Here is a 19,490-nt window from a genome sequence, read left to right on the forward strand (position 1 = left end):
TTACAGTAGCTTTCATCATTATGGCTACATAAATAGTACTGTAAAGAATAAAATTTTCACAAAAAATTGAAGTGGATCTCAATTTCTTGAATGAGAATCAATATCATTTGCGTTATCATCTTGGTGAGAGAATAATCCGTGCCAAATGATAATAACCAACATTAGGTGAATGATGAAATCCACTATACTCCCCTCTCTTTTAGCCGCCAGTATCGGTTTGGCGCTTTATGGTCCACAAGCCGTTGCAAACGATGTTTTGCCCGTACTGGCTGAAACCGAAACTCAATCAGTCGATCAAGCGGATGGCTTGTTGATTGAACGTGAGCAGATAAAAGCAAAACCGGTTAACAACAGTAGTCTGTCACAGCTATTAAAAACGCAGCCCGGCATTGCGATTAACGACGCGACGGGATCGGTGCGTGGCGGAGATCTAGCGCCAGAAGAGATTTCATTGGCTAACGCCCGTCCGCATCAAACTAACTACATGATTGGTGGGGTCACCACCAACAACATTTCAACCTTTGGCGCTAATGACACCGCAGGCGGTTTAGGTGGCCATACTTCAGGTTACTTCTTCGATACAGAGCTTTTGGAGTCGGTTGAGGTGATGGACCGTAATGTGGGTGCTGAGTACGGCAGCTTTACCGGCGGTATTATCAATGCGGAGCTACGCAAACCTACCGACGAATTCACTGCAGAATACTCTTTTAAGATGACTGATAGTGACTGGAACAGTGATCCGACGTTAGATGAAGACAACGGCGATCTTGAAGCGCCAGTCTGGGGAGATGGCCGTTATCAGGATCAATATCAAAAGCGTTTCCATAACTTGTTTGTTGGTGGCGCCATCAATGAAAACCACAAGCTTGGCATTGGCATCAGCTTACAAGAATCCGACATTCCGCTGATCTACAACGGCGAGCGTAAAGATCAAGGTCAAACTAACACCAATGTGTTTATAAACCACCTAGCTACGCTCGGTGCTTGGGAGATGAGCAATGAGCTGCGCTTCTCTGAGTTCACAGATAAGCGCTTTTTGAATGACACCTTCACTGATGAAACGGATGAGTTCAGTGACTACGAAAATAGCAGTTCAGGAATTGGCTATACCTTAAAGCTAGACCGCGAGTTTGCTGCCGGGATGTGGCGCAATACCGTGGCGTTTGATCAGCTCAAAAATGAACGTAGTGCTGATGTAAATTATTTCAAGACCCACTTTGATTACCGCACTGGCTTCGATATGGGTTCAGAAGGATCCTACGGTAATTTAGATGAGACCCAAAACAGCAGTAAATTAAAGTCAGTGTTTGACTTTAATGCCCTGTATACGGGGGCTATTCGTCATCAAGTGAGCATGGGTGTTGATGTAACACTGCACTCCGCTGAGGGCACCTACCAAGAAGATTTTCATACCTTTACCCAATACAGCAACGCCGATGGCACCGTAGAGCTAGACTCGTGGACCACGACTGTTGCGGGTGACTACAAAGCCGATGCTAATCAGTATGCATTATTTGCTACTGACACTATTGAGTGGAATAAGCTGACGGTAAACTTAGGCCTTCGTGCTGAGCACATGGAGCTATTTGACCAAACGGTATTGGCACCTCGTATAAGTAGCAGCTGGGATTTTGAAACAGATAATACCAACCGGCTAACTGTTGGTGCATCGCGTTACTACAGCGGTAGCTTATTGGGCTGGGCGCTAAGTGCTGAAAAACGTGCCTTGCAAACTAATCGCCAAGACTGTGTTGCTGTGAGTGATGGTAATAACGTTAGCTTAGACCCAAATGATTACAGCTGTGAGTCGACAAAGCAGTATCAAGCCACCGACCTGAATCAGGCTGACACGCCTTATTCAGACGAAATTAGCCTTAATTACGATCTTCAGTTTGGCAATGTTGTGATGAATGCGGGTTACCTGTATCGACAGCAACGCGATGGCTTATCTTCCATCTACAACAGTGAGCTTGGCTATGACGAGCTGCACAACAACATGGAAAGCGATAGCAACATCTATTCACTGCGATTCAGCAATGCGGATGATTACTCATTCCTTGGTGGCAAGCTCGGTGGCTACCTAGATCTTGGCTATGTCGATGCTAAAGGCTCTGGCAGTACCAGTTCGGTCTATGACTCCCAAAACGATCTCAATGGTGGCTCGAGCACTGAATGGGTGATGCTGGACGGCGAGTTGATGCGCCGCACCGAAATGGAGGCCGGAAGTTATAACAGTGACTTCACTGCAGGATTGGCCATTAATGCCAATTGGGAGCAGTACGGCGTGATGTGGAGCAACTTCATTAATTACGAAAGTGGTCGCAACCTGACGCTGTTCCAGAGGCAAGAATCCCACGAGATCGACGGAGAGATGACGGGGGTCGCAGTGATGTCCAGCGCTGAAATGGAAAGCCTTGTCACTTGGGACACCAAAGTGAGCTGGACGCCAACCATGGCAGACGAGCGATTCACCTTGAGTGTCAGCGTGACCAACTTGCTCGATAAGCAAGTGAAGATCTCCACCTCGGGAATTGAGGATAACAGCAAGTTCACCGATGACTACTACAACCAAGGCCGTCAGGTGTGGTTGAGCGTAAGCGCGCGTTTGTAATCGCATCAAAATTTCCCTGTTTGACAGCGGTGAGGCTAGCTCCCTTGTCGCTGCTTCTTTTATCCATTATTAAGGTTTTTATGAATAAGCTTCCTCTTAGTGTGCTAATCGCCACCGCTCTTCTAGCTGGCTGCAGTAATGCTCAGTTGCCTGTGGCGACCGACACCCCTGTTGCGGCATTAGCGTCTCAATCTGCGCCGTTACCACTGCGCAGTGATATACAGCAGGGCACCCTCGCCAACGGCATGCAATATATCGTGCTACCCAACGCCGAACCGGCAGATCGCGTTTCCCTACAGCTAATTGTCCACGCTGGATCGTTAGTTGAAGCCGATGATCAAAAAGGTATCGCCCATCTGGTTGAACACATGGCCTTCAACGGTACTGAAAAGTTCCCAGCAAACGGCATCATCGAGCATCAAGAATCACTGGGGATGGTATTTGGTCGTGACGTCAATGCCATGACCGAGTATTACACCACCTCGTATTATCTGCACTTGCCCAATAACAGCGAACAGATGATGGATGAAGCATTTACTATGTTCTCTGAGCAAATCAGTGCGCTAACGTTTGACCCTGCCGAACTGGAAAAAGAACGTCCTGTTGTTGAAGAGGAATGGCGTCGTGGCCTGAATATGATGGCGCGCCTAGGTACCGCAAACCGTCAGATCACGCTTGAAGGTAGTCGTTTTGGCGAACGGGACCCCATTGGCGATATGGATCTAGTGCGCAACGTCGACGCTGAGCGCATCGAGGCATTCTATCAAGACTGGTACCACCCTAATAACATGACGATGTTGGTAGTCGGTAGTATTGATAAATCGCAGGTTGAAGCTCTACTAAATAAACACTTTGCCGCCATGCCAGCCAAAACCTTACCAGCTCGCCCTGATCTGACTGTGCCACTGACACAAAAGTTGCAATTCAAAACCATTGAAGATGCCGAGATCACCACCGAAGTGTTGTCGCTGAACCTGCGTGCACAGCAAGCAGAGGTATTTACCGAAGCGGATCTAAAAGCGGAACTGCAAAACAGTTTAGCCATGATGATGTTCGATAACCGTTTACGGGTGCAATATCAGACCGAAACAGACTATGTGAGCCGTATGGTAGCCAGTGCCATGCCGTTAGCCACTGATTACAGTAATGACCGCGTGATGGCGATCCTCAAGGATGGCAATTACTTAAAGGGAATGGAGGAGTTATTTACTGAAGTCAGTCGCTACGCCACTCATGGATTTAGCCAGCGCGACTTAGACACCGCCCGCAAGGAGTTATCGAGTCGTTATCGTACCATGGCAGATGGCCAGAAAGGGGCGAAGAACAGCCGTCAGATGATGGCTATATTCAACAAGATCCGTATGCAAAAACCACTAGTGCATATGAGTGATTATAATGCCGTTGCTCAGCGCGTACTGGCCGAACTTAGCATCGAAGAGATCAATAAACACTTCACTCAAACGATGAATCAGCGTGCGCCACTGGTGATTGCCCAGATCAATAAAGATAATGCTGTCGCCCAACCTAGCATTGAGCAGGTTGAACAGTTATGGCTGCATACTCTTGCAAATCCACCTGCGGCACTTACGCAGCAAGCGGTTCCCAAGAGCCTGTTTGACAAGATCCCCGCCCCAGCTGAAGTCGTCGACAGGCAAACCTTCGGTAACGTAATCAAGTGGACTTTGGCCAACGGCGCACAAGTTTGGTATCAGTACAGCGATGAGTCGGTCAATCAAGTACAGCTGCAATGGCAAGGTTTTGGCGGCACTATGCAATTGCCACAATCTGAGCGTCGTGCGGCGACTTTGGCTGCTCGCAACTTGCGCTCGTTTGGCTACGGTGGTTTTAATTCAGAAGCGCTATCGACATTAAATGCTGAACACAATATGCGTCAGATCACTTATGTTCAGTTGGATCGCCAAGGCGTGTTTGGCAGTGCTGAACAGGACTCTGTTGAGGCGTGGTTGCAAAACCTGAATCTAATGTTAACCGCCCCCCAAGTCGACAGCACCATTTGGCAAGCGAAACGAACCTTTCTCGCACGTAATATCGAGCGCCGTAAAGATAGTCCGTCGAGCAATTTCAATAAGCAAATTGACCTATTACGTTACGTCAATACGCCGTCAAAACAACCGCTAAGCGCGGCAGAACTGCGTAGCATTACCTCGGAGCAACTATTGAGCGCCTATAAGGGGGTGTTCGGCACCGCTGCAGGGCACCAACTCGTGGTTATTGGTGATATTGAGGCTGAGCGCGTGCTTGATTTAGCCAGCCGCTACCTAGGTGCATTGCCAGCGGGAGAGGCCCACAGTGAACCGAAATTGCCGCCGCTTATCTCAGGTCGCCATCAGGTACTCATTGAAGCCGGAGAAGAGCCGCAAGGGATCACTAGCGTATTGTTTAATGTTGACTACCCCTACAGCAAAGAAGCGGAGTATCAGGCTTATCTGTTAACTCGGGTCGTGTCGCTGCGGATGCGTGAGCAACTGCGCGAAAAAGCCGGTGGGGTCTACAGCCCACGCTTTGGTATCAAGCTAGAACGTGCTCGTCAGCAAGCCTACGGCATGATTAGCTACTCACATCAGCCAGAGCGCGCCGAAGAACTGAAGCAGATGGCGCTAGCAATCACTAAAGATGTGGCTGCCAATGGTGTGACCCAAAAGGAGGTGGACACCATACGCGAACAGATCCTAAGTGGCCTTAAACCGGAAGCGATAAACAATCGACACCGCTATCGTTGGTTGATTGAGATGGCCGCCGAAGATCACTATAGCGATCTGCATGAAAACTACCTGAAGTGGTTGAACAAGGTCACGCCAGCAGACTTGCAGCCTATGGCGACTGTTGTGCTGAATACTGACAACATCATCGACGCGCTGTTGCTTCCAGACAGTAAAAGCTAACTCAAAGTGTTATAGAGGGCTCCGGTCATTACCGGGGCAAATTTGTTTATGGATCTGTTAAAACAGTTTTGGCGTTTAGCTGCGCCCTACTGGTTCGATAAAGCGAACTGGTTCTCTTGGGTGTTGTTAGGGATGTCAGTCGGTGCAAGCTTAACCATGGTTGAGATCACTGTATGGCTGAACGAGTGGAACCGCGAGTTCTACGATGCCTTAGCCGAACTCAAAGTGGATGCTATCTACCCACTGCTGATTGATTTTTGTGGCTTGGTGGCGGTCATAGTGTTGTTGCTGGTCTATGCCGACTGGTTGTCGCAACTGGTGCAGATCCGCTGGCGTAAATGGATGACCGAACGTCTGCTTGGTCGTTGGTTTGCTAACGGTACCTACTACCGTATGACCTTGGGCGAAGAGCCTGATAACCCTGATCAGCGCATTGCAGAAGATGCCCGCTTGCTCACCAGCGACAGCGTTGAGCTGTTTATTGGTGCTATCCGTTCGACGGCGGTACTGATCGCCTTTAGTTCGGTGCTGTGGCAGCTTTCGGGTAACCTTTCTATCCCTTGGAATGGCGAGATGATCCAGGTCGCTGGCTACTTGTTCTGGGTGGCACTGATCTACGCAATTGTAGGCACAGGTATTACTCAGTTGTTCGGCTACAAGTTGCACGGCTTGAACTATCAGCAGCAAAGCAAAGAAGCTGATTTTCGTGCCAGCTTGCTGCGCAAACGTGATAACGCCGAGCAGATCGCGCTATTTAAAGGCGAGGCAAATGAGTTGCAGCAGCTTAAACGCAGCTTCACTGGCATCGTCAGCAACTGGGGTTTGTTGATGACCCGGCGTAAAAACTTAGGGCTGGTGGTGAACAGTTATCATCAAACAGCCAAAATGGTGCCATTGTTCGCCGGTATTCCGGCATTACTCGCCGAGATCATTACTCTGGGCGGGCTATTTCAGGTGCGAATGGCCTTTATGAAGGTGTACTCAGGTTTTAGCTGGTTTGTACATAGCTATGATGACCTAACTCGTTGGTCGGCAACGGTGGTGCGTATTGGCCAGTTTGTTGAGGCAATGGAAAACCAGCCACCACTGCCAGAGCCAAATAAGCAACCACAGCTGGATTGCAAAGACCTTGATCTGTTTACCCCAGAAGGTAAGCAGTTGCTAAACAAAGTAGAGCTAAGCTTACCCCCGCATTCACAGTTATTAATCTCGGGAGTTAGTGGCTTAGGTAAGTCGACCTTATTACGCACACTAGCGGGGATCTGGCCATTTTATCAAGGTCAGTTTCAACAAGCTGAAGGCCAGACGATGTTGATGCCGCAAAAGCCCTATTTGCCAGCAGGTACCTTACGTGGTTGCTTGAGTTATCCGAGTGAGCAGTGCTATCAAGATGCTGAATTAACCCGAGCGTTAGCACTGGTTGGTTTAGACAATTTGATCGATAGTCTTGAACATCAATGTGAATGGCAGCAACGTCTATCCGGTGGCGAGCAACAGCGGTTGAGTATCGCTCGTGCTTTGCTGGCTAAGCCTGACACCCTGATCTTAGATGAAGCAACCAGCAGCCTAGACCAAGTGGGGGCTAAGCAGTTACTTGAGATGGTTAAGCAGCAACTGCCACAAACCAGCTTGATGATGGTGTCGCATCAATTAACTCTTAAACCTCTGTTTGAACGTCACCTTGATCTGGGTCGTTTTGGAGTCACGCAGTGAAGTCGTTGATATTACGAATATCTTTAACTTTAATCGGGTTATGGTTTGGCGTTGTTCAGGCTGAAACGCCTGAGTTGACCAAGCTGGACCGTTTGATGTCGCAGCAGCTGCAAGTCGAGCGCGCAACGGCGGCCTTGCAAATAGAGGCACAGCAATCGCTGGCGGATAATCAGCGCCTCTTAGCGCTTTATCAGCAGGAGCATAAGGCGCTGACCAACGCCCTTGAGCGGCAGCAGCTGCAGCAGAGTGAAGTCGCTGAACAGCGTATCGAGTTACTCAATTCGCAGGCACAGCAAGAGCAACGCAGTGAGCAATATTTGCAGCAATTGGAGCAGGGGTTACAACTTGTTAGCTCTTTATGGCTGCAGCTCCCGCACCCGTTACAGCAAGGCTTGCAAGCAGAGTCGCAGCAATTAGCCGATCTGCAATTAGGCTTGAGTGTGCGCTATGGCGCGTTGATCGCTATTTTGTCGCGGCTAGAAGAATTTAACGCCAGTATCAGCCTGCATCAGGGGACTATCGTTCACGAAGCGGAAAACTGGCGGGCAGAGCAGCTGTTTATCGGCTTAGCGCAAGGTTATTACCGCTTGCCTGATGGCAAAGGTGTCGGGGTTGGTTATGCCACCGATGGCCTGTGGCAATGGCACAGTGCACCGCAATATAAGGCGCAGATCAACCATGCTTTTGCAATCTACCAAGGGCAGCAGTCCGTTGAGTTTGTCAGTCTACCGTTAGCTGCTGTTGCGGAGGTTCAGCCATGAGACGGGTGATAATGTTAGGTCTTAGCTTAGTGATGCTGGTAGCGCCTCTATGGGGAAATGCCGCCCCAAGCATTGCCCAGGTAAGTGTGCAATTTGAGCAGCGATTGGCACACGCTCAGCAGCGGCATCAAAAGGTTACAGAGCAATTATTGCAGCAGCGAAAACCGCAGCTACAGCAATTGCAGCAGCTGGAAAGTCAGCTTATTGTTCTGCGTCAGCAATTGACGGGGCGTACTCGCGCTAAGGATGAGCAGTTTATGTCACTGCAAAGCCTACAGCAGCGTTTGAGTCAATGGCAGCAGCAGAGTCGCTATGTTGAAAACCTGTTAGCACGGTACTTGGGTAGCGGCATTGATGTGAATGACCCGCTGCAGTTTAGTCGTCGTTTAACGGCGCTGAAGCAGGCCACGAACCCAGCTTGGCAAAAAGCGGAAGTCGTGGCATTAGATGGTCGTATGGTTAAAGGTACGCAGCTCACACTCGGGCCGTTGAGCTGGTTTGTTAATGGTGAGGGGCAAGGTTTTATTGTGGATACTCTAGCCAGCCCAGCGGCGCTAATTATGCCGTCGCCGCAGATACTGAGTGATCCACTGGCGATGCCTGTAGACATTAGCCAAGACAAAGCCATTCGCATTGCTGCCAATAAAGGTGGCTGGTTGGCAAAGCTTGATCGCGGCGGGATCTGGGTGTATCCGATTGTCATTCTGGGCGGATTGGCCCTGCTGGTGGCACTGATAAAACTCTTCGCACTAACCCAGATGACCAAGCTGCAACCGCAACTCGCGCAGCGTGCACTGGACGGTGAACAGCCAGATAGTGGCGGTTGGCAACAACAGTTGTTTGAGCTGGCCAATAGCCATCGTCATTGGCCACATGAAGCGTTGGCTGACAAGTTGCACCATCAATTACTGCAATGGAAATCTCAACTGGATAGTAAAATGGTGATGTTAGCGGCAGCAGCAGCTGTGGCACCTCTGCTGGGCTTGTTAGGTACCGTTAGCGGCATGATCCACACTTTTGAGATGATGAACCTATTTGGTAATCAAGATCAAAATATGCTGGCTGGTGGGATCTCTGAGGCGCTAGTAACGACCGAGTTAGGTTTAGTTGTGGCGGTGCCGACATTGCTGTTACACGCCTATATTAATCGTCGCCACCAAGCCTATCTGGCGCAACTGGAAGCCGATACGGTGTTACTGGCTGAGTTGAGTCGAGTTAATCGGGAGGCGCTATGATCGAGATCTTATTATCGGTTAATGGGGTGATTCTGGGGTTGATCAGCTTGCTGGCACTTGCCATCTACTGGCAGGTATCTGATCTATTGCAGCAGTTGTTTCTTGGCCAGCCCAATTCCGCCACTCAACTGACTCTATGTTTGCTGCGTTGCCGGCAATTGGCTGGTTGGATCACGGTACTGCCATTACTTGGGCTATTAGGGACGGTTTCGGGCCTATTGAACAGTTTTAGCGGTCTAGCCAGTGGCGATCAGCAAGTACTGACCGGCGGTATTGCTGAGGCATTACTAACGACTCAACTCGGACTCACAACAGCTTTACCCGCATTACTCTTGTTGATGCTGTGTCAGCGCCGTTGTGAGCGCGGCTCACTGGAGGCTGCATGCATCGACATTCAATAACCGACAGTGGTGAGCAAAACCTAACTATCGACATTGGTCCACTGCTGGATGTGGTGTTTATTCTACTGATCTTCTTCATCGTGTCAGCAGTCTTCGTGCAAGATACAGGCATTGAGGTCGATCGCCCAGCCAGCATCAGCCAAGGCGATGCACAGCAGCAAGCAGTGCTCATTGCCCTGAGTGCAGAAGGGGAAGTCTGGCATGGCGGTATGCAAATTGGGATGGCGGGAGTCACACCTATGCTTAAACAGCAGATGCGCAAAGGCCGCAGTGCGGTGATTGTACAAGCAGACAAACATAGCCTGACCGCAGCACTAATACAGCTGGTGGACTTGTGCAAATTGGCAGGTTTTTCTCAGGTCAGCGTTGCCACTAAGTCGGGGTCTTAGCGATGTTATTACGTTGGGGGATCAACAGTGCCACGGCGCTTGCGCTATTGATGGGATTGTGGTGTTTGCTGCATCTGCAGAGCGCGCCACCGCCACCACAGCAAGCATTGCAGATACGGCAACTGACGACGGTTGCTTTACCTGTGCCGCCACCACCGCCACCCAGTCAGCCTAGGCTGCAGCAAAATACCGCGGTGGATCTGCAGCTGTCAGCCGCCGCAGCGCAGGTGCAACTCGAGGTGACCTTGTTAGATGTCCCCTTGCCTGAGTTAAGCGAGCCTAGTGCGCTGAGTAATGCACCGCTAGTAGAGTCTATCCGTTTCGATACCGAGGCGTTAATGACCGCTATCACCACGTTTAGTTTAGATGAATTGGACGAGATGCCGCGCTTGTTGACGCCAATTTCAGTGCGCTTACCGAAGCAGCTACGTCAGCAGGGCGTGCGTGAAGCCCTGTTGCAGTTACATGTCATTATCCACGAGAGTGGCAAGGTGGAGCTGGTGAATGTTGAGTTGGCCGAATATCCAGAGTTAGCACTATTGGCACAACAAATTGTCAATCAAGCGCGCTTTAGTTCCCCTCGGCGAGAAAGCAGCAAAGTTAAAGCCGAATTTCTTTGGCCTCTAAAGGTATCTTAATGAAATATTTGATTTTAGTAATGTGTTGTCTGACAGTCAATTTTAGTGAGGCAGCCGAAGATTTCCACTGGGATGGCGGTGAACTACAGTTCGACTTTAGCTCGATTGCTTATCAGCAACGTGAACCGAAGATCACCCAAGAAGAGTATCTACTGCTTAATGACGTTGTTGGTTTAGTGAAGCAACAACGGCAAGACGATGCTATCGCAGAGTTGAATTTGCAGCTGGTACGCAGCCCAAGTGCGGCGTTATGGTTCTCACTCGCGCAGCTGCAACAGCAGCAAGATCAGATGGCAGCCGCGCTAGCTTCATTTCGTCACGCCATCGCCTTGTTGCCGCACTTCACCCGAGCTCACGAATCGCTAGGGCTATTGCTCACTCAGCAGGGAGACTATGACGGCGCTCGGCCGCACCTGCGCCAAGCTGCCAGCCAAGGTGCGCCAGCACAAATCTACGCCATGTTAGGTTACGGCTACTTGCAAACTCAACAGCCGCAAGCGGCCAAAGCCGCCTACAGTCATGCATTGATGCTGGCTGGGGATAATTCTCAATGGCAGCGTGGGCTACTACACGCCGCAATGGCAGCTGGCGACAGCGCGCTAGCGAACTCGCTGACCGAACAATTACTGGCAGCCAGTCCAGAGGATGCGCAGTTACATCGGCTACGGGCTAGCTTAGCGCAGCAACAACAGTTGTGGGCACAAGCAATAGCAAGTTTAGAGGTAGCGCAGCAGTTACAGCCCGATGACGCGGTGCAATGGCAATTGACGCAATTGTACTTTGACCAAGGTTATTACACCTTAGCGCAGCCCCATTTACAGCAGCTATTGGAAAGCGGTATTGACGGGCGTCAGCAGCGTCTGCTCGAAGTGGCGGATTACCTGATTGGTCAGCAACAACCGCAGCAGGCTGAAGCGCTATTGATCTCGCTTTTAAGCAACGCGTCTTTGAGTGCAAGTCAACGTAGCCACGGACTGACCAGTCAAGCGCAGCTGTTGACTGATAACAACTCACAGCGTTCGCAGCGTAAACAGGTTGGGCTTCTCAACAAGGCCCTGCGGCTCGATCCGCTTAATGGTCCTGCATTGATAGCTTTAGCTAAGCGCTATGAGACGAACGAATTGGTGCAGGCCGAAACCCTCTATCGCCGCGCAGCGGCATTATCATCGGTTAGATTAGAAGCGCTGCAGCGCCATGCTCAGTTGTTACTTGCACAGCAGGCATATCACCGTGCCGAGCAATTGTTACGCCAAGCGGTGAAGCAAGCGCCTAATGATCTGCAATTACGCGACAATTTAGCGTTAGTCACTCGAATGGTACAGAGCCAAGGTTGATAGTTTTTACCGGGGTTTAGTCGATGCCTAACCCCCGCCATTAGCTGCTGAAAGAGCACTTGTTCCGATTAGTTAAAACACGATAGCTGGCCACTCGGTCACTATATTCTGGAGACCCCGTATGAGATTACTGCTTGCTATAACCTTAATGTTCACATCCCTCTATAGCTTTGCTATTGCAGCAGAAAACGATGTTGAAGAAGTGCTGACATTCTATGAGAATGGACAACAGCTGCTTGAAAAACGCGGCATTAAGTACATAAAAACTGAGTCTGTTGTCGTGGTTGGCAATGAAACGACGCTAAAGGCAGCGCTAGATGCATTAAAAGAAGTTTCAATCTTAAAGGTTGTTGAAGCGTTATCAAAAGATGGGGTCGAGTCCTTAGAATTTAATCGACGATACATAAGAAGGGATGACGGCAGTGAAATAATCGTTGTGTATGATGACTATGGCAAGGAGATAAGGGTTTTGGATGATTTTGGGAAGGGACGTGAAATCACATTTGATTACGTTGGTAACAATGTGGTCAAGAGGAGTGATTCTGAACTTGGCGATATTATTAACCGCTATGATGCTAATGGGCTGAAAACGGCAGAAATTCATATTGACCATGACGGAGTTGAAAAGGTAATACAGCAGAACCCAAATAGGAATTTAAAGATGGATAATGAATGCGCTGACAAATGCTTCAAGGAAATCGAAGCCAAAAAGCTATTATCATTAGAGCAACAGAGATCGTGTTTTCATCAATGTATGCGCCCTGTGCATTAAAACTAAATTGTGGTTTAACACTCTCAGCAGTCAAGGCGCTTTCACTGTTGAATGTTTAAAGGAGGAAAACATCCGAAGTCGTCAACTTCGGATTGGTTTTTTAGTCTGGGGTTTATGGTCATTTTTCTAAATTAGAAGGTGTACGATCCGGTCAGTAAAAACATGTCAGCTTTGCTGGTTTTATATCCGTACCAGCTATCATTTTGTCTAAACATAGCCGAAACTGACAGCGATTTGTCGAACTTATACGTTAGCGCAATATCAGCCATATAACCGGAGTTATGTGCTTCGGCATCATTTTTGTCGGTATAGCCAATAGCGTGCTCGGCTACTCGATCAAATACACCAAAATATCTCGCTTTAATGCTTATTTTGTCGGTAATAGGGTATTGCGCCGAAGTATTGAATGCATAACCAGAGAAGCCATCATAGCGTGCTCCGGCATTGTCGATGCTCACATAGTTTGCTCCCCCTCCAAAGTACAGTTTTACCCCTGCTAACTTCATGTCATATGACAGGCCTAACTTCATATTGCTTTCGTAACCGTTGGTATTAGCCCAGAAGAACTCATCAACCATGTAGTTTAGACCTGGAATAAAACCAGTTTTTATATTAGCAACGCCAGAGAACTTGAATGTAGACCATGCTTCACCAAGCGCAGTGGCCATAGGATCTGAAGAGGATTGCTCAAGGTTTTCAAAGATCCCAACGGTCGCGATACGGCCCCAGTCTTCAACTCGGACATTAGCAACAGTCAAAAGGCTGCGGTCAAACTGATTCTTATTGTCTTCTAGAGTCGAATCCGTATGGAATATATAGCCGGCGGTCACGGTGGTGAAATCTTTGGCTGAGGCTTGTAAACTACAAGCAGCTAAAATGATAGGTAATGCTATTTTTGTTAGTTTGTTCATCACGTCTTCTCTTATTGTAAAAAGGGACCGAAGTCCCTACAGCTTTTACGATTACTTAACAGCGACATCAGGACGAATGATGAGTGCTCGGTAGGCGGCATTTCGAGGCATTAGATACTTGAACTGCATCTCTACAGCAACGTCTTGAGTGCCATCTTTTATTTCATTCAAGACCCCGCCTGAGCGTTTGCCTTTGGTTGCCAGATCGGTATTGGCTGAGAAGGTGAACATCGAGTTTTTATCAGCTTCGTAGCTTACGTTTGATGTGACCACCGAGTACCACTCGTAGCCGCGGTCTTTACCGTATTCCCACGTTTGCTCAACGGTCATGTCGTCTTCATTGATCTTGTATTCAACGGCACGGCTATATTTCATCGTTGGTAGTGCAGGTTGGTCCATATGACGACCGTCGCCGTTATCAAATGAAACAATGCCGGTACTACCATCGCTATAGGTCTTGCCGTTTAACCATGTTGTGTGTTGTGTGTAGGTGAAGTCGAAGTCGCTGTCAGCACAGTAACCTTTCTCGGTACATTCGATTTTGTCACCGTCAGAATCGACAGGGGTCAATAACTTATCTGCGAGGTCACCCTCCCAGCCAATTGATGGTGAAAGAATCCACTTAACCTCTTTGTCACGGCCAATCTTGACGTTGCCTTGATGACGTAGCGACAAGATGATTGAATCATCTGCAGCGTCATACTCAACTGAATTTACGTGAGCCCAGTTTCGACCAGCGCCGACACCTGGAATGTCTCCGAATGGTGCGTCAGGCTCAATCTTGGCTTTCTTACCCAGCTTGTCGCTATCGATGTTCAAACAAACGGCGCCAGCATCAAGTGCGATCAGCTGAGCATCACGCATGTTGTCTAGGATCTTGTTTAAATCCCACACCTCAACGAGTTTACCTGTAGCGTCCATTTCCAAAATATGATCGCGTACCGTATGCACTCGTTTACCGTCATGACGAAGGTAGTCAGTCTTAGCTGCGCGCACTAGGTAGTGACCATTTGGCATTGCCTGCATGTCGTGTGAGAAATCTTGGTAGCCGCGAGGCAAGTCCCATTCGAAGACCATTTTTCCGAACATATCCATGCGATATATTTTTTGGCCTTGGCCAAAGACGATGTCGCCGTTATCGGTTTGATGGAATCCCATCATGATGCCGCGCTTGTTAATGTTTTTAACGTCATGCAGCTGTTTAGTATCAAGCGCCCAGCGGGTCTCACCTTTAGTATCCAAGATATAAACGAATGACCAACGATCCCACTCCATCGCACCCATACCACCTTTCCAGGTGATGTCGTAAGAACCTGGAACAGGTAATAGATAATTCATAAGGTACAAGCGGTCTTCAAATTCTGGATCGACCTTCTTCACCGTGACTTCTGGAAAGTTAGCTTTGACTCCATTTACGACAGCGCCGCCCTGTTGCGGAAGAGTCCAAATAGAGTAGGTCTCTTCGACTTTGTTGCCGTCTTTGTTGTACTTAAGGGTGACTTGATTGTCATAGTCCGCATATAAGCCGAAAACGGGAACACCGTTGTGGTTGAGAATGGTTTCTCTGTGGGCATCATACTTAATATCCACCCCGTCTTTACCTTTGCCATGAACGATAACTTCGGCATAGTCAATCTCGTAACCACCGAGGTCGATAACGGCAGTTTGCGGCGATAATCCGTACGGGTTAACAATGACTGAGCCTAATTGACCTTGTGCTGGAGGTGGCTTAATAGCATTGAACTTGCCGGCAGTAGCAGGCATGGCAATAGTCAAAGCGGTTGCAGCTAACGCTGCAGCTAAAATTGTCTTCTTCATCATGATTCCTTTATTGATAGCTTTTTAATGTTTTAGTAATAAACGCAACGGTAAGAGGTAGAGCACAGAGAATGAATATGGCGTAAGAGATGATGCAATATTGAGCCATGTTTAGGCCAAGCAGAGACCAGTCATCTTCACCGCAGATCCCAGATGGAGCAAACTCGAAAGGCAGCCATTCATGTAACGGCAGGCCTAATGGGAACGTAGGTTCTAGTGAGCAAGCATTCGCCCCTTGTCCGGATTGAAATAGATCGAGCCCAGCGTCAGCCGCATGGCTTGATACGTGTTGACCTGCAAGAATTATGGCCTTGTCTAATCCGTAAATAATTCCGTACCAAGCCAAGGCGAGGCCAATAATTTTGAGTAGCGTACTCGTCGGACTTATTAGGATGATGAGTCCTGCGATCAATATGCAGAACTGGCTAAATCGGATATAGACACAGTTTTCGCAAGGGTCCATCTCTAGGAACACTTGGAAAAAACCCATAGCAGAGCCGAGTAAAAATACACATGCCGCCACCATGACAATCCATACTGCACGTGCCTCTTGTGTGCTCTCTAATGTTTGTAAGGGACTAGCCTGTAAATTAGAAAACCACTGTTTTAAGTTATTCATGGTCAGCCCTTAAAGGTTTTTAGCAATGGTTTCATCTAGGTCGGAAAGTGACGATACAGTGCTGGTGTCAATTAGCTTATTGCCATTAACTACGATGGCTGGGATGCCTTTTTTCTTGGCAATCTTGACCGCGATAGTACGGTCATAAGCTAACTTGGCTTGAGCTGTTGAAGAGGCGAGTGCGGCTTTAAATTCGGCAGGTGATATATCGGCAGCTTCGAGACCGATTGCTGCGAGTGCACCTTTGACCGCTGTAGAGCCTTTAACGCTTTTTAGTTTCTGATCATGAATGGCGGCATACATCGCCAACTTGGCTTGCTTGTATTTTTTATGGCTAACCGTGTCTGCTGCGGCCAATACCTCACAGGCTTCTACACCCAGTTCCCCTTTGTTCTCTAAGCAGATCGCTTGAAACTGAGTACCCGTAGGTAGGTTTTTAATGAGATTGGGAGTGACTGCTTGTTCATACTTGTAGCAGAACGGGCAGTAAGCCGAATAGATCTTCTGCACTGTGTTATCGAGTTGTGGTGTATCAATCTCAATGACATCGGCAGCTGAAGCTGAGAATGTCATCAATAATGCGGCTGTTAGTGTGGCTAATGCTGTTTTCATGTTGGTCTCAATATGATTATCAGGATGTGAATGCCTAATCATCATATCGGGATGGTGTACGGTAATTTGTGAGCCAGTATTCCAGCGTGGGAAACAATTTATTTCCATATCTTGAGTGCAAACCCGCACAAAATGGCAAGTTATAACGGCAATCCCAATATTTAAATTCTCACAAAGTTAGTCACATATTTTAATTGTTAACGATCTTTAAAGTCCAAAAAATGTAACTATGTACACAGTAGTAAAACAACTTAAGTTACTGATGAATAACTACTTGCTAAACCCCACTCAAGTCATATCAACAATTCTCGATGAAGCAAAAGAGGTGATAAGGGAGCAGGGACTTTGTTCCTTCAAGCTATCAACAATCGCCGAACGTTCAAACTGCTCAACTAAAACACTCTATAGCCGCTTTCGATCGAAAGAGGATATTGTTGTCGCTCTATTTATTCAGCATGTAAACGATATTATTGAAAAGATAAATACGATATCGAGTGACGATTCACTCTCTAATAAAGAAAAAATAATCTACTCACTAATGTACGACCCAATGAAGTGTTGGACCGCTGAAAAGAATGATATGTGCGTTAACTTTTTAGGAGTTAACCGTCATATATACAATAACGTTAGCCCTGAATTCGAGGGTAATCTTCAAGTCATATTCTTGGAAATAAAAGAGCATACGCAGGCTATGTGGCGCAATGCGATTGATGATGGCGAGCTTCATTCAAATAAGGATGAGATCTTAAAATGTATCGTGCAGTTAAGAGCTATTCAGAAAGGGGCTGTGGTCATTGGGCAAAATAAGTATCTGCGTCAATTCGGCTATGATACCGATGCCAAGCCAATATTTGAGGCGTTATGCAGTGTGCTAAATGGGCTCGATTGGAGTGAACGTTGTGAAGCGGTCTCTTATGGGAATATGCTCAAGACCATTACGCCGTTGTTAGATGAAAATCATAATATTAACCAGCAGCACTATGATATACCGATGGAGTCACTGAAAGACCCAATTGAGCTTTAACGGTCAATAAAGCTCACTCTCACTAAAGTCATTTATTTAGCGAGAGCGAAACCATTTCAAATACTCATCCAGCCTCTTCAGGTAGGATGGGTATAATGCTATCTGAGAGTTACAAACTCCTCGGAACCTGTAGGATGAATAGCAACTACGGCATCAAAGTCTGCTTTGGTTGCGCCCATTTTCATCGCCACGCCAAAGCCTTGTAAGATCTCATCCATGCCATAGCCAATACCATGAATACCAACCACTTTCTGGTTATCGCCGGCGCAGATAAGCTTCATCTTACACGCTTGACGGTGCGCGGTAACCGCGGTGTACATAGAGGTAAAACCTGAAGTATATACAGTGACATTGTCTTCACCATATTTTGCATTTGCTTCAGGCTCAGAAAGCCCCATGGTACCAATAGCAGGGTGGCTAAAGACCACTGTTGGAATGCAATCGTAATCCATTCTAGCATCGCTCATGCCGTTAAATAGGCGCTCTGATAACAGGCGACCTGCCTTAACTGCGACTGGAGTGAGCTCAACGCCGCCCGCCATGATATCGCCGACACAGTAAATGCCGTTATCAGTGGTGTTCTGTTGATCATCGGTGATCACGTATCCTTTCGCATCAAGTTCAACTTTGGTGTTTTCAAGACCGATGTTGCCCGTTGATGGGTGACGACCAATCGCCCAAATTAAGCAATCAACCTCATAGCTCTCGCCATTTTCAATTTTCAGCGTCAGGCTGCCATCAGCATTTTTGCTGACCGATTCAGGAGTGCTGTGGGTGTGCAATGTTGGGCCATCAGATGCCATAGACTCCATTAGTGCTCCACTCAGCATTGGGTCAAAACTTCTTAGCGGTGCATGCTTACGCACAAACAGGTGAGTTTCACTGCCTAAAGAGTGCAGTACGCCTGCTAATTCAACTGCAATATAACCCGCGCCAATAACCGCAACACGTTTTGGCTGTGCTTTTAGGGCAAAGAAACCATCAGAGTCGATGCCATACTCGGCACCTGGAATATTGGGGATGGTCGGCGCGCCACCAGTGGCGATAAGAATATTATCGGCAGTGTACTGCTTGCCATCGACTTCAATGGTGCGGCTGTCGACAAAGTGACCATAGCCACGGACTAATGTGACGCCATTACTTTCTAAGCCTCGGTCATATGAGCCATGAATACGGTCAATATAAGCTTCACGGCTGGCAACAAGTGTGTTCCAGTCGAAATTGTTGACGGTGACATCAAAACCATAATCTTTAGCATAAAGATGCATGGCTTCGGCGACTTGAGCGCCGTACCACATCACCTTTTTAGGTACGCAACCTACATTTACACAGGTTCCACCAAGCTCTTTTGCTTCAATAAGTAACACTTTTGCACCACGCATGGCGGCGCGGTTAGCCGATGCAATTCCGCCGCTACCAGCGCCAAGACAGATATAATCAAAATGTTGAGCCATGTGTATCTCCAAAAAAAGTGACTTGCTGACAAAAGCAAAATAGGGCTGAGGCTTTTGTTCCTATGGATAGAGCTAAGACGCACTTCGATTCAAAAAGACGAAAGTTTGTCTAAGCTCTATTGGTTGCTGTATCGATATGCAGCCATTGTAGATTGAAACATTTATTTGAACCAGATCAAATATTTCAATCAGCCGCTTTGAACTTAGCAATTGATATTGGGGCGAGTTAGCACAGTTTCAATACGTTGTCGTAAGCTAAGCATGATGCGACAAAGGCGCTTTAGCGATTGCCGTC

General features: G+C 47.9%; 16 protein-coding genes. 11 read left to right on the plus strand and 5 right to left on the minus strand.

Translation table 11 applies throughout. The features are described 5' to 3' along the window. Positions 1-169 precede the first annotated feature (169 nt). The 10 genes from JK628_RS00820 (at position 170) to JK628_RS00865 (ending at position 12,757) form a co-directional block, all read left to right on the plus strand. Positions 170-2,611, plus strand: coding sequence for a TonB-dependent receptor domain-containing protein (locus tag JK628_RS00820; protein ID WP_202287400.1), 2,442 nt, complete (start codon positions 170-172; stop codon positions 2,609-2,611). Positions 2,612-2,691: 80 nt separating this feature from the next. Further along, positions 2,692-5,514 (plus strand): M16 family metallopeptidase, encoded by a 2,823-nt coding sequence (locus JK628_RS00825; RefSeq protein ID WP_202287401.1) that lies wholly within the window; start codon positions 2,692-2,694, stop codon positions 5,512-5,514. Positions 5,515-5,562: 48 nt separating this feature from the next. After that, positions 5,563-7,227, plus strand: a complete 1,665-nt coding sequence (locus JK628_RS00830; protein WP_202287402.1) for an ABC transporter ATP-binding protein/permease — start codon at positions 5,563-5,565, stop codon at positions 7,225-7,227. After that, positions 7,224-7,988: a DUF3450 family protein gene (locus JK628_RS00835; RefSeq protein WP_202287403.1), complete on the plus strand. Its 765-nt coding sequence runs from the start codon at positions 7,224-7,226 to the stop codon at positions 7,986-7,988. The genes JK628_RS00830 and JK628_RS00835 overlap by 4 nt, the downstream gene beginning before the upstream one ends. Beyond that, positions 7,985-9,223, plus strand: coding sequence for a MotA/TolQ/ExbB proton channel family protein (locus JK628_RS00840; RefSeq protein WP_202287404.1), 1,239 nt, complete (start codon positions 7,985-7,987; stop codon positions 9,221-9,223). Before JK628_RS00835 ends, JK628_RS00840 begins: the two co-directional genes overlap by 4 nt. After that, positions 9,220-9,624, plus strand: a complete 405-nt coding sequence (locus JK628_RS23390) for a MotA/TolQ/ExbB proton channel family protein (RefSeq protein ID WP_202287405.1) — start codon at positions 9,220-9,222, stop codon at positions 9,622-9,624. The genes JK628_RS00840 and JK628_RS23390 overlap by 4 nt, the downstream gene beginning before the upstream one ends. After that, on the plus strand, positions 9,606-10,013 hold the full coding sequence (locus JK628_RS00850; protein WP_202287406.1) for an ExbD/TolR family protein: 408 nt from the start codon (positions 9,606-9,608) through the stop codon (positions 10,011-10,013). The genes JK628_RS23390 and JK628_RS00850 overlap by 19 nt, the downstream gene beginning before the upstream one ends. 2 nt (positions 10,014-10,015) lie before the next feature. Beyond that, positions 10,016-10,651: a hypothetical protein gene (locus JK628_RS00855; protein WP_202287407.1), complete on the plus strand. Its 636-nt coding sequence runs from the start codon at positions 10,016-10,018 to the stop codon at positions 10,649-10,651. Beyond that, positions 10,651-11,985: a tetratricopeptide repeat protein gene (locus JK628_RS00860; RefSeq protein WP_202287408.1), complete on the plus strand. Its 1,335-nt coding sequence runs from the start codon at positions 10,651-10,653 to the stop codon at positions 11,983-11,985. Before JK628_RS00855 ends, JK628_RS00860 begins: the two co-directional genes overlap by 1 nt. 121 nt (positions 11,986-12,106) lie before the next feature. After that, a complete protein-coding gene (locus JK628_RS00865) occupies positions 12,107-12,757 on the plus strand; it encodes a hypothetical protein (RefSeq protein ID WP_202287409.1) in 651 nt (216 codons plus the stop codon). A 131-nt stretch (positions 12,758-12,888) separates the two neighbouring features. On the opposite strand, the gene JK628_RS00870 is transcribed toward JK628_RS00865, so the two are convergent. From JK628_RS00870 to JK628_RS00885, 4 genes are read right to left on the minus strand one after another with little or no spacing between them, the layout of a single operon-like run. Next, a complete protein-coding gene (locus JK628_RS00870) occupies positions 12,889-13,668 on the minus strand; it encodes a hypothetical protein (protein ID WP_202287410.1) in 780 nt (259 codons plus the stop codon). 51 nt (positions 13,669-13,719) lie between these two features. Beyond that, positions 13,720-15,486 carry an aryl-sulfate sulfotransferase gene (locus JK628_RS00875; RefSeq protein WP_202287411.1) on the minus strand — a complete coding sequence of 589 codons (1,767 nt, stop codon included), beginning with the start codon at positions 15,484-15,486 and terminating at the stop codon, positions 13,720-13,722. A gap of 10 nt (positions 15,487-15,496) precedes the next feature. Continuing rightward, positions 15,497-16,105: a disulfide bond formation protein B gene (locus JK628_RS00880; RefSeq protein WP_202287412.1), complete on the minus strand. Its 609-nt coding sequence runs from the start codon at positions 16,103-16,105 to the stop codon at positions 15,497-15,499. A 9-nt stretch (positions 16,106-16,114) separates the two neighbouring features. Further along, positions 16,115-16,717: a thioredoxin domain-containing protein gene (locus JK628_RS00885; protein WP_237524103.1), complete on the minus strand. Its 603-nt coding sequence runs from the start codon at positions 16,715-16,717 to the stop codon at positions 16,115-16,117. A gap of 229 nt (positions 16,718-16,946) precedes the next feature. Here JK628_RS00885 and JK628_RS00890 point away from each other — a divergent pair, with 229 nt between their 5' ends. Beyond that, positions 16,947-17,741, plus strand: coding sequence for a TetR/AcrR family transcriptional regulator (locus tag JK628_RS00890; protein WP_202287414.1), 795 nt, complete (start codon positions 16,947-16,949; stop codon positions 17,739-17,741). A 98-nt stretch (positions 17,742-17,839) separates the two neighbouring features. Here JK628_RS00890 and gorA read toward each other — a convergent pair whose 3' ends face one another. Next, on the minus strand, positions 17,840-19,195 hold the full coding sequence (gene gorA / locus JK628_RS00895; protein ID WP_202287415.1) for a glutathione-disulfide reductase: 1,356 nt from the start codon (positions 19,193-19,195) through the stop codon (positions 17,840-17,842). Positions 19,196-19,490 lie beyond the last annotated feature (295 nt).

The sequence above is a fragment of the Shewanella sp. KX20019 genome, assembly GCF_016757755.1.
Classification (GTDB): domain Bacteria; phylum Pseudomonadota; class Gammaproteobacteria; order Enterobacterales; family Shewanellaceae; genus Shewanella.

Coding starts and splice junctions, on each gene's coding strand:
- JK628_RS00820 (WP_202287400.1), top strand. CDS start 170: ATGATGAAATCCACTATACTCCCCTCTCTTTTAGCCGCCAGTATCGGT.
- JK628_RS00825 (WP_202287401.1), top strand. CDS start 2,692: ATGAATAAGCTTCCTCTTAGTGTGCTAATCGCCACCGCTCTTCTAGCT.
- JK628_RS00830 (WP_202287402.1), top strand. CDS start 5,563: ATGGATCTGTTAAAACAGTTTTGGCGTTTAGCTGCGCCCTACTGGTTC.
- JK628_RS00840 (WP_202287404.1), top strand. CDS start 7,985: ATGAGACGGGTGATAATGTTAGGTCTTAGCTTAGTGATGCTGGTAGCG.
- JK628_RS23390 (WP_202287405.1), top strand. CDS start 9,220: ATGATCGAGATCTTATTATCGGTTAATGGGGTGATTCTGGGGTTGATC.
- JK628_RS00850 (WP_202287406.1), top strand. CDS start 9,606: ATGCATCGACATTCAATAACCGACAGTGGTGAGCAAAACCTAACTATC.
- JK628_RS00855 (WP_202287407.1), top strand. CDS start 10,016: ATGTTATTACGTTGGGGGATCAACAGTGCCACGGCGCTTGCGCTATTG.
- JK628_RS00860 (WP_202287408.1), top strand. CDS start 10,651: ATGAAATATTTGATTTTAGTAATGTGTTGTCTGACAGTCAATTTTAGT.
- JK628_RS00865 (WP_202287409.1), top strand. CDS start 12,107: ATGAGATTACTGCTTGCTATAACCTTAATGTTCACATCCCTCTATAGC.
- JK628_RS00870 (WP_202287410.1), bottom strand. CDS start 13,668: ATGAACAAACTAACAAAAATAGCATTACCTATCATTTTAGCTGCTTGT.
- JK628_RS00875 (WP_202287411.1), bottom strand. CDS start 15,486: ATGAAGAAGACAATTTTAGCTGCAGCGTTAGCTGCAACCGCTTTGACT.
- JK628_RS00880 (WP_202287412.1), bottom strand. CDS start 16,105: ATGAATAACTTAAAACAGTGGTTTTCTAATTTACAGGCTAGTCCCTTA.
- JK628_RS00885 (WP_237524103.1), bottom strand. CDS start 16,717: ATGAAAACAGCATTAGCCACACTAACAGCCGCATTATTGATGACATTC.
- JK628_RS00890 (WP_202287414.1), top strand. CDS start 16,947: ATGTACACAGTAGTAAAACAACTTAAGTTACTGATGAATAACTACTTG.
- gorA (WP_202287415.1), bottom strand. CDS start 19,195: ATGGCTCAACATTTTGATTATATCTGTCTTGGCGCTGGTAGCGGCGGA.